The following is a 13,365-nucleotide window of genomic DNA, read 5'->3' as shown; positions in this document are numbered from 1 at the left end:
GCCTCCGAGGCGCACACATCCTACGCCCGGCCATTGCCGTTGCGCCAGAGATTTACGTTCTAGGCGTGCAGCAGCGCCACCGGCTCATGCGCCGGCTGGTAGGGGCAGAAGGGATCGCTCGCCAGCGGATCGCCCGTGTACGCAAACGCCCGCGCCCGCGACCCTCCGCACAGTCCCCGGTACTCGCACCGCCCGCACTTGCCGCGAAACCGCTCCGGCGCATGCAGATCGCGAAACACCGGCGCATGCCGGTACACAAACGAAAGCTGATTCCGCCGCACATTCCCCGCCGCCAGCGGCAAAAAGCCCGCCGGGTAAATGTCCCCCTGATTCGACACAAACACAATGCCGTGCCCATCGCGAATGCCGAAGCCCCGAGCCACCGGAGTGCGATGAACCTCCTCCGCATGCATCCCGTTGGCTCGCATCTCTTCGAGCGCCACGCGCCGGTACGACGGCGCTTCGGTCGTCTTGATCGCAAACGGAGCTTTCCGTGAAATGTCATAAATCCAGCGCATCAGGTTCTCCCCATGCTGCGCGGAGATCGGCTGCAATGTGCGCCCGCGCCCCACCGCAATCAGAAAGAAGAGGCTCCACCGCATCACCTCATGCTGCTTCAGCAGTTCATACACTGCCGGAAGATCATCCACCGTCTCCTCTGAAACCAGCGTGTTGACCTGCACCGGAAACCCCGCCGTCGCCGCATCCCGCAGCGCGCGCAGCGTCTGCTCAAAGCAGCCCTCCACGCAGCGCACCGCGTCATGCCGCTCCGCCGTCGAGCCATCCAGGCTCAACCCCAGGCTGTCGATGCCATGCTCTTTCAACTCGCGCTGCTTCTCGAGCGTCAGGTTCTTGCTGGCAGCAGGAGTAATCGACACGGAGATCCCAAGGTCCCTTGCCTCATCAATCAGTGAGAACAGGTCCAGCCGCTGCAACGGATCGCCGCCCGTCAGAATCAGGTGCGGCTTCGGGTCGCCGAACGCGGCAATCTGGCGCAGCAGATCGCGGCTCTCGTCATAGTTCAACTCGCAGGGGTGCGGCATGGTCACCGCCTCGGCACGGCAATGCCGGCACGCCAGCGGACAGGCCTGCGTCATCTCCCAATACACAATCATCGGGTTCTGCGTGTAATCGAGCGGCTTCCCGCTGTGCGGATGTGCGTTAGGCCCTGCGGCTGTAATCATGGCTATTTCCTCTCTGTAACTGTTCCTTGCTCCCGCACCGCGTTCCAAGCCAGCGCGGCGCTCATCCCATACTGCGCGGCGAGCCTCCCGGCAATGTCCAGCGCGTTCTGCATGCAATCCGGCACGCCCGCGCCATGGTAGGCCGCACCGGCCAGAAACAGGCCCCGATGCCCATGCGCCAGCGCCTCGATCTCGGCCACGCGCTCGGCGTGACCCACTTCATACTGCGGAGTTCCCTTTTCCCACCGGTAGACACGCGCCGTCACCGGCTCCGCGGCAATCCCCATGGTCCGGCGCAGTTCCTGCCGTGCCGCTTCCACGAGCGCCGCACCGTCCTGCTCCGCCACATGCTCCGCGCCCGCGCCGCCCAGAAACACCCGCAGCAGCAGATGCCCCTCCGGCGCGCGCCCGGCAAACTTCATCGATGACCAGGTGCAGGCCGTAATCTTCCGCCCCTCCTGCCGGGGCACCACAAACCCAAAGCCCTTGGGCATCGCAGCCAGATCGCTCTCCCGAAAGCCCAGCGACACGGTCGCGGTCGAAACATAGCGCACCATGCGCAGCCGCGCCGCCAGTTGCGGGTCCAGCAGATCAAGCAGCCGCGCGCTCACCGCGGCCGGGGTCGCCAGAATCACATCGTCGGCCAGCAGGCTGTCGCCGCCGCGCAGCACAACCTCATACTTGCCGTCCTTCGGCAGCACGGCCAGCGCAGGACAGTCCATCCGCACGTCTTCCCGCGGCAGCTCTGCCGTCAGCGCCTCCACCAGTTGCCGCATGCCGCCGCGCAGGGTCAGGAACATCGTCCCCGCTCCAGCCCCGCTATTCTTATGGGTTTGTTTGCTCCGCAACCATCCGCGCAGCACGCTGCCATGCTTCTTTTCCATGGCGGGCAGCATGGCAAAGGTGCTCTGCATGCTCAGCCGGGTTGCGTCCGCCGAATAAATTCCAGCCATCAGCGGAGCCGCCAGCTTGTCCAGGGCTTCCCGGCCGAAGCGCCGCCCCACAAAGCTGGCGAGGCTCTCATCCTCTTCCACACTGCGCGGCGGAATCAGCGCCTCGGCTCCCATGCGCAGTTTGCCGGGCCAGGAAATCAGCTTTGAGCGCAGCATCGGCGTCACGCCCATCGGCAAAGGATGCAGCTTGCCGCCGCTCCACACATACGTGGTGCGCTCGCCAGGAGCGGTCGGCATCAATTGCTCTTCCAGCCCCAGCTCGCGGCAAATCTCCATCGTGACGCGCTTGCGCGCCAGAAAAGAATCCGGACCGCCCTCCATCAGGAAGCCGTTTTCTTCTGCCGTGGCAATCTTTCCGCCCAGCCGCTGGCCACTCTCCAGCAGTGTGACTCGCATGGCCCCGCCCGCGCGCTGCCGCAAAATGTAGGCGGCGGTAAGCCCCGTGATGCCGCCGCCGAGAATGACCGTGTGCTTCATGCGTTCCTTCACCGCAGAGGGCTCCAGAAGACTGGAAACCACTGCTGTGCTTCACGTTAAGCATCGGTGGCCGCTGCGGCAGTGACACCGGTCACACGCAGCGGCAAATCCCCTCAAGGCAGCCTGGCAGCCGCCGCAACCGGGTTCCATCCATCCTTGCCGCGCAGAAAATTCTGCGGCTCAAACACTCTGCTCTGCGCCGCAGACAACTTCCGTTCCCACGGCACCCGCTCACTCATCGTCGCGCCCGGCCCATGCGAACCCGCCTCGGCATAAAACGTAGTCTTGTAGGAATCCGATATCCCCCACCGCGACCACCCCTGCGGCAGAATCCCGGCGGGCATCAAAGTGTTCAGGTAAACCACCCGCGAATACCGCCGCCAGGGCCGCCCCAGCGCAACATATTCGCGTCCATGCCGTTCCATGCCCTCACCAATGCCGGGGGCCAGCGTGATCCTGCTGTTGAGAATCACAAATCCCGTCTTCGCATCCGGACGCAACCGGCTCTGCGCGGTCAGATAGCCCGGCGCCACGGCATGAATCTCGCTCTGGTCAAACACCGCCGCGGCATCGCCAAAAATAAAGTCCACAGCCCCCTCAATGAAGTCATCCACGTAATATTGGCGGCCATAGTTGGCAAACAGCGTGTCCTGATAACCGAGAAAGCGGCAATGCTTGAAGATCACGCGATCAGCCAGCACTGAAACCGCCACCGCCTGCCCCACATTGCCCGCGCTGTTGGCAAAGGTGAGATTGTCGGCCTCAAATCCGTTTCCGGCAATCTCAGCCGTCTCGGTGAAAAATGTTCCGCCAGCCTCCTTCGCATAATGGCCAGCCGTGATCACCGTCTCTGCCGGAGTCTTTCCCAGCCCGATCAGCGTCACATTCTTCCGGTTCTGCGGAACCCAGATCCGCTCGTGATACACCCCCGGCATGATGCGAATGATCACCCGGCCGCCCGGCGGCGGCAGCGGAGCATGATCGAGCGCATTCTCGATGGTGGGAAACACCTCTATCCCATGCGGCTTCTCGCCCGGCTGAAACATCGGCGCGCCGGGGCGCACCAGCACCGTCACATTCGCGGCGTGGGCCATCCCTCCGGCCGAAAGGATCAACAACAGGGCAAGAAATGAGCGTGGTCTGACCATGACGAAAAGCATACCTTATCCCACCCGGGCCCCGGCCGCCCCTCGCCTTCAGCAAAACTAAAGCTTCGCAGGCGTAATCTTCCAACATGCGGATACTCGTCGTCGAAGATGAAGAACGTCTGGCCGGCAACATCGCCGCCGCCATGCGCGAGGGCCCGGGATGGGCCGTCGATCTGGCTCATTCCGGCCTCGCCGGCCGCGACCTCTGCCTGCAGACCGAATACGACCTGGTCCTTCTCGACCTCATGCTTCCGGGGCTCGATGGCCTCGGCGTGCTGCGCGACATGCGCGGCAAAGGCATTGCCACGCCGGTCCTGGTGCTGACGGCCGTCGCGGAAAAGGCCTCTGTCATTGAACTGCTCAACGCTGGCGCCGACGATTACCTCGCCAAGCCTTTTGACCTCGGGGAGTTGCTCGCTCGCGCCAAAGCCCTCATCCGCCGCGGCAAGGGCGTCAGCCATCCAGTCATCAACATCGGTGCGCTCGTGCTCGATACCGTGGAGAAGTCCGTAACCTGCCACGGAATTCCCATTGAACTCTCGCCGACTGAATACCGGGTGCTCGAGTTTCTCGGCCATCGTCCCCGCTCCGTGGTCTCAAAGCAGACGCTGCTCGAGCATCTCTACGACTACAACTGGGAGCATCACTCCAACGTCATCGAAGCCCACATCTCTAACCTGCGCCGCAAGCTCAACCAGCAGGAGGGCGATGCCTGGATCGAAACGCTGCGAGGCCGTGGCTACCGGCTTGTAGCCCACAACCAGATCACTTCGGAATGAGAAAGTCCTACTCACTTCGGCGCCGGCTCATCGTCACAGTTCTGCTGCTGGAGGTGGCGCTCGCGCTCGGCATCAGCGGCGCCACCCTCATCTACACGCGCCACGATCAGTTTCGCGCCTTTGACCTCATGCTGCGGGGCCGCGCAGATTCTCTGCTGGGTGCGGTGCAGGACGCGGAAGACGCCTCCGATACCGTCAAGGTCGATTTGCACGCGCTCGATCTGCGCCGGGGCGATCTCTGGCAGGTTGTCGAACAGAATGGCCGCGTTCTGGCTCAATCCGCACGTTGGACACCGGACTGCCGCGAAGCCATTCTGCACGGACAATACCGCAACTTTCGCTTACACAATGGGCACTATCGCGGCATCGTCCTCCACGGAGTTCGTCAAATCGACGCTGACGATGGAGGACCCGGCATCGCGCGCCCGGTGACCATCTATTACGCCGCCTCTGTCCACCACGTTTATGAGGAGGTCCAGCGCGCCGGGCAATTTCTGCTTCTCGCCAACGGCATTCTGCTGCTCATCACCGGGACGATCCTCGTCTTCCTCTTGCGCCGGGGCCTCGCGCCCTTGGACCACCTCAATCGCGCCGCCGCGCAGGTGCAGCCCTCGCAACCGCTCTTCCGCACCCCTGAAGATGTTGCGCTCGTTGAGGAGCTGGGCGCGCTGGCCGCAACTCTGGAATCCGCGACTCTTCGTCTGGATGAGGGCTTCCGCCAGCAGCAGATCTTTCTGCACAATGCCGCGCACGAGCTCAAAACGGCTGTCACCATTGTGAAGTCGTCGCTGCAGTTGCTCGCCTCGCGTCCACGCTCCAGCGAGGACTATCACGCCGGTCTCAACCTCTGCCTCGCCGATTGCGGCCGCATGGAAGAGCTTGTGCAGAGCATGCTTCTGCTGGCTCGGCTCGAACAGCCGGCATTGCGCGCGCAAACTGTCTGCAACATCACCGAGGCCGCTCTGGCTGCGGCTGCCCAGTTTGAGCGGATGGCGCAGTCTGGGCAGATTGAGCTTCATGCCGAAACCGACGATCCCGCCTGGGTACCCGTCGATGCCGAAGCAGCCGCAACGCTGCTCTCCAACCTCGTCGTGAACGCGCTGCAGCACACTCCACCTGCTCGAAATGTATGGATCCGCGTGCAGACGCAGCCCGGCAATGTGCGCCTGCAAATCGAGGACCAGGGCGAAGGCATTCCACCGGAAGACCTGCCGCATGTCTTTGAGCGCTTCTATCGCGGCGACCGTTCCCGCTCTCGCGCCACGGGCGGCACCGGCCTCGGCCTCGCCATCTGCAAAGCCATTGTGGAAAGCTGCGGCGGCAGCATCGCCATCCGCAGCCAGCCGGGCAAGGGCACCTGCGTCGACGTCCTGTTGCCAGCCTCGCAGCATCATCGCGCCTGACCCGCGTTTCACCTCACCGCCAGCAGGTTCTCAGAAGTCACACAATCCAATAGGCACGCCAACCTTTGTGGCCTATGATGAGGCGAGCACTGCCCAGGCCTTCAAGGCAGCGCCCATCCCCATCTGCCTTGAGGAACAGAAAAATGGCGGAATCCAGGCCCTCCGAAGAGACGCTGGCCAGCCGCATCGCATCCCACCGCCTCACGCATGAGACGGCTCTTCGCATCGCCAGCCAGCTCGGCAACGAGTTGGCCGCCGCGCATGCAGCCGGGCGTGTTCATGGCTGGCTGAGTGCCGAGTCCATTCTTCTGGAATCCCCGGAAGGCCAGCTCCGTGTGCGCATCCTGCACTTCCCTGGCAATGCTCCGGCCTCTTCCAGCGAAATCCTCAGCACCGTCGCGCAAGCGCATCCCGCCGCCCCCTCTGGAGACATTCACGCCTTCGGCCAGATCCTGGCCCAGATGCGCGAGGCCTTGCGCGAAGCCGGCGAACCACTGCCGGACTGGGACGAAGCCATCGAACGCTGCCTCGCCACTGATCCTGAGCAGCGCTTCGCCTCAATCTCCCAGCTCATGCGCGCCGTCGATCTGCCCATGAGCGAAGAAACCTCGCCCGTCATCGCCATCGAGCGCCCGCCGGTAGGCATGCGCCAATGGGGGCCATTTCAACTTCTGCAGCGGCTCGGCCAGGGAGCCTTCGGCGAGGTTTACCGCGCCTGGGACCCCGTACTCGAACGCGAAGTCGCCCTCAAGCTGCTGCTGCCGCGCGGCCTCAATCCCGAGCAGCAACTGGCTGAGGTGGTCGCCGAGGCCCGCGCCATGGCTCGCGTGCGCCATGCCAACATCGTCCCCGTCTATGGCGTCGATCGCCACGAAGGGCGCGTCGGCTTCTGGAGTGACTTTGTCCGAGGCCGCACCCTGAGCCGCATTGTCGAGTCCACTGGCCCCATGCCCCCCGACGAAGCGGCAAAAGTCACGCACGCACTCTGCGACGCGCTCACCGCCGTGCATGATGCGGGGCTGCTACACCGCGACATCAAGGCCAGCAACACCATGCGCGATGACAATGGCCGCATTCTGCTCATGGACTTTGGCCTCAGCCAGGACCTGCAGTACGCCGCCGGCTACGCGGGCACGCCCACTTATATGTCGCCGGAGATTCTCAACGGCGCGGCCCCGACGGTGCAGAGCGACCTCTACGCCATGGGCGTGCTGCTGCTCTATCTCTGCACCGGCGCTTACCCGCTCAGCAGCGAAAGCAAAGCGGCGGCGGAGTTGCGCCCCATCCCGGCGCCGGTCAAAAAAGTCATCGATCAGGCGACCGCCAAAGCTCCCGGGGATCGCTACCGCAGTGCCCGCCAGTTCAGCGAGGCGCTTACCGAGGCCATCGCCGCGCTGCACGCGCCCGCGACTTCGGCGACGTCTCCCCGGCGTTCCCGCCGAATGACATGGCTAACAGCGGCCGCCTTGCTGGCTATCGCCGCCGTGGCGCTCTACCCTGTGCTGCACCGGCGCGCCCAGGCCAAAGCCGCCGGCACCACCCCGGCCGCCTACCAGGACTACCAGAACGCAGAAAGCCTCCTGCACCGCTACGATCAGCCCGGCAACACGCAAAAAGCGATTGCGCTTTATCAAAAAACGCTGCAGCGCTCGCCCAACTTTCCGCTGGCGGAGGCAGGCCTCGCCCAGGCTTACTGGCGCATGTATCTCGACACCTCAGATCAGCAGTGGGCCGCCAAGGCCAGCGGCGCGGCCAATCAGGCCGCACAGATGAACGCCGATCTGGCCGACGTGCAGAGAACCCTCGGCACCATTCACGTGGCGCAGGGGCAGTATGACCTCGGCATGCAGGAGCTTTTGCAGGCCCGGCAGGATGCCCCCAGAAGCGCCGGCGTCTACGGAGCGCTGGGGGAGGCCTACCGGCAGCAGGGTCAGACGCAACAGGCAGTCAAGGCCTACAACATGGCCATGACGCTCGCCCCGAATGACTGGCGCTGGCCCTATCTGCTGGGCGCCATGCAGATCGACAACGGCAACTACAAAGACGCCGAAGTCAACCTCAAAGCCGCGCTCGCGATCACGCCGAAAAACTCCCGCGTTCTCTATGACCTTGGACTTGTATACCAAAAGCAGAATGGTCTGAAGGATGCGGAGAACGCTTTCCGTCAGTCGCAACAGCTTGCCCCTTCAGAGATCACGGCCAGTGCGTTGGCCAGTGTCCTGCTGGAAGAAGGCAGCACCAATCAGGCGGTGCAGCTTTACGCACATATCGTCCAGCAGCATCCCAAGGATTGGGATGCCTGGGGCAATTACGCCTCGGCGCTCCAGTGGAACAAGGGCGATCCTGCCACGATTCGCAAAACCTTTCAAACGGCCGTGGACCTGGCTCGGCAACAGCTCAAAATCACACCTGATGATCCCTATTTAGTTTCCGTTCTGGCGGAGTATTATGCAGACCTGCAGCAACCAGAACAGTCCCTGCCATTGCTCCGCAAGTCTTTGGTACTGGCACCGAACGATCCCGACCTTTTGGAACGCGACGCGGAATCATACGAAGCCATGCATGATCGCACGCAGGCCCTTCAGCTTCTCGATAGAGCTTTGCAATTGGGTTTCTCAGCGAAGTATGTTAAAACGAATCCGGAATTAGAGGCCCTGCGCCACGATCCAAGGGCTCCGCAAGCGATCCGGAACTAGCGAACAGGGCGATTCCAGAAAGAGAGAACACAACTATGGGCACGAATGGATTTCCCGTAGGCGGCGGTCCTAACGAAAAGACACAGCACATCGTGGACGATGGCGCGACAGCCGATTCTGCTATCGATGCCGGTGAGGTTTCCGTTGAGATCGAAGCCGGTGCAGAGGATGAGTTTTCTGGCGGCGGTCCCAACGAAAAAACCGGCCACTGATCTCGCGTAACCGCAACTTGACCAGCACAACGCATTGACCCGCAGTCCCCGGCCTCAGTTCCTCAGCCTTTCTGGCTTAGCCTCAAGACCCTTTGAATCGCTCTCCATCCCCCGGAGAGCGATGTTGCTTTACCCTCGGCCGCGAAACTTCTGAATAAGCCGGCGATCCCGCTTGCTCGGCCTTCCGGCATCGGCCACGCTGTAGGCCGCCATGGCCTTGTGCTGCTCGGCGGCCTGTGCCCGCGCGGCGCGGCTCTCTTCGGTTTCGCGATACAGTTCCTGCGCCACCGCCGCCGGGCCGCGCATCTCGCTGACGCCCAGCACATCCACTTCAAACGTACCGCCCTCGTTGCGGATCGTCAGCCGCTGCCCCACACGCACGTCGCGCGAAGCCTTGACATCGAGGCCATTCGCCTGCACGCGGCCCAGTTCACAGGCCTTCGACGCCAGCGCGCGCGTTTTGAAGAAGCGCGCCGCCCACAGCCATTTGTCCATGCGCACCGATTCCATGACTTCATTTTCTCGCACCGGCGCGGGCTTGAACTGGTCTCATAAATGTGTGGTGCCTGATTCGGAAAGTGTGAGACCCGCCGCCGAAGCGGGGCTCATGCTGCCGGCCGAAGCCTGAAACCTATATGTCAGACCAGTTCTTGTGTTCTCCGTCACAGTGACTCTTCTGTTGCCGCAAGCACACTGCTGCTGCAGGAGAAAATTCCATGAGCCGCCAACCCGGAAAGCCGGTCATCGCAGATGGCAACGAAGCCGCCGCGTCTGTTGCCTATCGATTCTCAGAAGTCATCGCCATCTATCCCATCACGCCTTCGTCCCCCATGGCCGAGCTTGCCGACCAGTGGCGCGAAGAGGGCCGCAAAAATCTCTGGGGCGCGCAGCCCGTGATCGCCGAGTTGCAAAGCGAAGGCGGCGCGGCCGGAGCCATGCACGGCGCGCTGCAGGCCGGGGCATTTGCCACCACCTTCACTGCCTCGCAGGGCCTTCTGCTCATGATTCCCAACATGTACAAGATCGCCGGCGAGCTAACCCCTTCGGTCATGCACGTCACCGCGCGCTCCATCGCGACGCATGCGCTCTCCATCTTTGGCGACCACTCCGACGTGATGGCCTGCCGCGCCACGGGCTACGCCATGCTCGCGTCGAACAGCGTGCAGGAGGCAGCCGACCTCGCCGCCGTAGCGCATGTCTCCACGCTCGAGTCGCGCATCCCTTTCCTGCACTTCTTTGACGGCTTCCGTACATCGCATGAGATCAACAAGATCACGGCCATTCCTGACGAAGTGCTCGACGCCCTCGTCGATGACAAAGCGGTGCAGGCGCAGCGGGCACGCGCCCTTTCGCCGGACCATCCCGTGCTGCGTGGCTCCGCGCAAAATCCTGATGTCTTCTTTCAGGCCCGCGAAGCCTGCAACCCTTTTTATCTGGCCTGCCCTGCCATCGTGCAGGACGCCATGGATCGCTTCGCCCGCGAAACCGGGCGCCAGTACCACCTCTTCGACTATTACGGAGCGCCCGATGCCGAGCGCATCCTCATCCTGATGGGCTCGGCCGCCGGCGCTGCCGAAGAAGCCATCGACGCGCTCAACGCCACCGGCGAAAAGGTCGGGATGATCAAGGTCCGCCTCTATCGCCCCTTCGCGCCCGAGGCCTTCCTGGCCGCGCTGCCCGAGACCGTGCGCAAAATTGCCGTGCTCGACCGCACCAAGGAGCCCGGCGCTACCGGCGAACCGCTGTATCAGGATGTTGTGACCGTCGTCGCCGAAGCCTTTGCCACTGACGGCCTGCCTATGCGCGACTTTCCTGTCATCGTTGGCGGCCGCTATGGATTGTCTTCCAAAGAATTCACCCCCGCCATGGTGAAAGGCATCTTTGACGAGCTCGACAAGCCCTATCCGCAAAACCACTTCACCATCGGCATTGACGATGATGTCACGCACACCAGCCTCGCGTGGTACCCGGCCTTTTCTACCGAAAACCCGCGCACTGTGCGCGCGCTCTTCTACGGTCTCGGCTCTGACGGCACCGTGGGCGCAAACAAAAACTCCATCAAGATCATCGGCTCTGAGACGGACCACTACGTGCAGGGCTACTTCGTCTACGACTCGAAAAAGTCCGGTTCTCTGACCACCTCGCATCTGCGTTTCGGTCCCGATCCCATCCGCTCCACCTACCTTATTTCACGCGCCAACTTCATCGCCTGCCACCAGTTTGAATTTCTGGAAAAGGTCAACGTGCTTGAGGCCGCCGAGGACGGTGCGACCTTCCTGCTCAACAGCCCCTGGGGGCCGGAGGAAGTCTGGCAGCATCTGCCCCGCACCATGCAGCAAACTATCCTCAACCGGCACCTGCGCCTCTTCGTCATTGACGGCTACACGGTCGCTCGCAATGTGGGCATGGGCAACCGCATCAATACGGTCATGCAGACCTGCTTCTTCGCCATCAGCGGCGTGCTGCCGCGCGAAGAAGCCATCGCGCAAATCAAAAAAGCAATTCGCAAAACCTACAGCAAGCGTGGCGAAGCCGTGGTGGAGCAGAACTTCGCCGCCGTCGATGCGGCGCTCGCGCATCTGCACGAGGTCACAATACCCGAGGCGGTCAGCGCCGGCTTTGACATTCTGCCGGTCATCTCTGACGTCGCGCCAGCCTTCGTGCATCATGTGCTCGGCGCCATCGCCGGCGGCCACGGCGACAGCCTGCCGGTCAGCGCCCTGCCGCCAGGCGGAACCTTCCCGACCGCCACAGCCAAATGGGAGAAGCGCAACATCGCGCAGTTCATTCCCGTCTGGGACGAAGAGCTATGCATCCAGTGCGGCAAGTGCGTGCTCGTCTGCCCGCATGCGGTCATTCGCGCCAAGGTGTATGACAGCGCTCTCGCCGCCGATGCTCCGGCCACCTTCAAACATGCCACGCCCAAATGGCGGGGCATGGACAACCAGCTTTACTCGCTGCAGGTTGCGCCCGAGGACTGCACCGGATGCACCCTCTGCGTCGAAGTGTGCCCGGCAAAGAGCAAAGCTGACCCCTCGCACAAGGCGCTCAACATGCAGCCGCAGCAGCCGCTGCGTGCCGCCGAGCGCGAGAACTGGGACTTCTTTGAGCATCTGCCGGCCGTGCAGCGCAACCGCGTCTCGCACACGCTGATCAAAGACGTGCAACTGCTGGAGCCTCTCTTCGAGTTCTCCGGTGCATGCGCCGGCTGCGGAGAGACGCCCTACATCAAGCTGCTCACGCAACTCTTCGGCGACCGCCTGCTCATTGCCAATGCCACCGGCTGCTCTTCCATCTACGGCGGCAATCTGCCCACCACGCCTTACTGTCAGGACGAAGAGGGCCGCGGCCCCGCATGGGCAAATTCACTCTTTGAAGACAACGCCGAGTTTGGCCTCGGCATGCGGCTCGCGCTAGACCAGCAAAAGTCCTACGCCGAAGCGCTGCTGGCCAGGCTGGCTCCCTCACTCGATGCGCCACTCGTCCAGTCCATTCTCACGGCCGATCAATCCGGCGAAGATGGCATCGCCGCACAGCGCGCTCGCATTGCCGAGCTGAAACAGAAACTTGCCGCCCTCGACACGCCCGATGCTCATCACCTCATCGCCGTCGCCGACACGCTCGCTCGCAAGAGCGTCTGGATCATCGGTGGAGACGGCTGGGCCTATGACATCGGCTTCGGCGGTCTCGATCACGTCCTCGGCTCCGGCCAGAACGTCAAGGTGCTCGTCCTCGATACCGAGGTCTACTCCAACACCGGCGGCCAGATGTCCAAGTCCACGCCGCGTGCAGCCGTTGCCAAGTTCGCCGCCGGCGGCAAAGCCACCAGCAAAAAAGATCTCGCCATGGAGGCCGTCGCCTACGGCTCGGTATATGTCGCGCGTGTCGCGCTGGGCGCTAACGATACCCACACCCTCAAGGCATTTCAGGAGGCGGAAGCCTGGGATGGCCCGGCCATCCTCATCGCCTACAGCCATTGCATCGCGCACGGCTATGACATGGCGCAAGGGCTCAGCCACCAAAAGGCTGCCGTCGAAACCGGCTACTGGCCGCTCATGCGCTACAACCCGGCGCTGCGCCAGCAAGGCAAGAATCCCTTCCTGCTCGACTCGCGCGCTCCATCGCTGCCGCTCAAAGACTTCATCTACAACGAAACGCGCTACACCATGCTGCTGCGTGCTCATCCTGATCTGGCCGAAAAGCTGCTGCAGGAGGCCACCGACGACGTCGAGCGCACCTGGCGCGTTTATGCCGGACGCGCCGCCATGCCCGGGCGCGAAGCCACCCCCCACATTTCGCCCGCCGCGGGCGAAGTCTCCAAAGCAGACGAAAAAGCGGCCATGGCCGCAACGGCCAAAGCATCCAACTGATTTTTGTTCCTCCACAAAAGGCGCCTGAAAGCTCAAACTCTCAGGCGCCTCTCTTTATTTCCACTGAAAGACGGCCAATCCGTCTCCGGCTTCCGTCCAACAGAACAGAAACATTCCAGACTGTCGCATTGTGAAGAGAAGCG

9 protein-coding genes are annotated in these 13,365 nt (G+C 62.9%); 5 read left to right on the top strand and 4 right to left on the bottom strand.

What is annotated here, in order from left to right:
• Positions 1-59 precede the first annotated feature (59 nt).
• The 3 genes from ACP_RS12830 to ACP_RS12820 form a co-directional block, all read right to left on the bottom strand.
• Positions 60-1,184 carry a TIGR04053 family radical SAM/SPASM domain-containing protein gene (locus tag ACP_RS12830; RefSeq protein ID WP_015897758.1) on the bottom strand — a complete coding sequence of 375 codons (1,125 nt, stop codon included), beginning with the start codon at positions 1,182-1,184 and terminating at the stop codon, positions 60-62.
• Positions 1,185-1,186: 2 nt separating this feature from the next.
• Complete coding sequence (hemG, locus tag ACP_RS12825) at positions 1,187-2,614, bottom strand: protoporphyrinogen oxidase (RefSeq protein ID WP_015897757.1); 1,428 nt, start codon at positions 2,612-2,614, stop codon at positions 1,187-1,189.
• Positions 2,615-2,727: 113 nt separating this feature from the next.
• Entirely contained in the window at positions 2,728-3,708 is a 981-nt protein-coding gene (locus ACP_RS12820; protein ID WP_238525559.1) for a pectinesterase family protein, read from the bottom strand.
• Positions 3,709-3,848: 140 nt separating this feature from the next.
• On the opposite strand from ACP_RS12820, the gene ACP_RS12815 reads away from it, so the two are divergent.
• The 4 genes from ACP_RS12815 to ACP_RS18355 all read left to right on the top strand — a co-directional run bounded on the left by ACP_RS12815 (position 3,849) and on the right by ACP_RS18355 (position 8,852).
• On the top strand, positions 3,849-4,541 hold the full coding sequence (locus ACP_RS12815; RefSeq protein ID WP_015897755.1) for a response regulator transcription factor: 693 nt from the start codon (positions 3,849-3,851) through the stop codon (positions 4,539-4,541).
• A complete protein-coding gene (locus ACP_RS12810) occupies positions 4,538-5,944 on the top strand; it encodes a sensor histidine kinase (RefSeq protein ID WP_015897754.1) in 1,407 nt (468 codons plus the stop codon). The genes ACP_RS12815 and ACP_RS12810 overlap by 4 nt, the downstream gene beginning before the upstream one ends.
• 143 nt (positions 5,945-6,087) lie before the next feature.
• Positions 6,088-8,640: a protein kinase domain-containing protein gene (locus ACP_RS12805; protein WP_015897753.1), complete on the top strand. Its 2,553-nt coding sequence runs from the start codon at positions 6,088-6,090 to the stop codon at positions 8,638-8,640.
• Between the two features lie 35 nt (positions 8,641-8,675).
• Positions 8,676-8,852: a hypothetical protein gene (locus ACP_RS18355; protein ID WP_015897752.1), complete on the top strand. Its 177-nt coding sequence runs from the start codon at positions 8,676-8,678 to the stop codon at positions 8,850-8,852.
• A gap of 129 nt (positions 8,853-8,981) precedes the next feature.
• Here the strand turns inward: ACP_RS18355 and ACP_RS12800 are convergent, their stop codons facing one another.
• The gene (locus ACP_RS12800; RefSeq protein WP_015897751.1) at positions 8,982-9,362 is read right to left on the bottom strand and encodes an RNA-binding S4 domain-containing protein; all 381 of its coding nucleotides are present in this window, start codon (positions 9,360-9,362) and stop codon (positions 8,982-8,984) included.
• A 206-nt stretch (positions 9,363-9,568) separates the two neighbouring features.
• On the opposite strand from ACP_RS12800, the gene nifJ reads away from it, so the two are divergent.
• Complete coding sequence (gene nifJ, locus ACP_RS12795) at positions 9,569-13,222, top strand: pyruvate:ferredoxin (flavodoxin) oxidoreductase (RefSeq protein ID WP_015897750.1); 3,654 nt, start codon at positions 9,569-9,571, stop codon at positions 13,220-13,222.
• The last annotated feature ends 143 nt before the right edge of the window (positions 13,223-13,365 follow it).

Origin of the sequence: Acidobacterium capsulatum ATCC 51196 (assembly GCF_000022565.1) — a bacterium.
GTDB classification, from domain to species: domain Bacteria; phylum Acidobacteriota; class Terriglobia; order Terriglobales; family Acidobacteriaceae; genus Acidobacterium; species Acidobacterium capsulatum.
The sequence above is the reverse complement of the archived record's forward strand: the minus strand, read 5'-3'. Positions and strand labels throughout refer to the sequence as shown.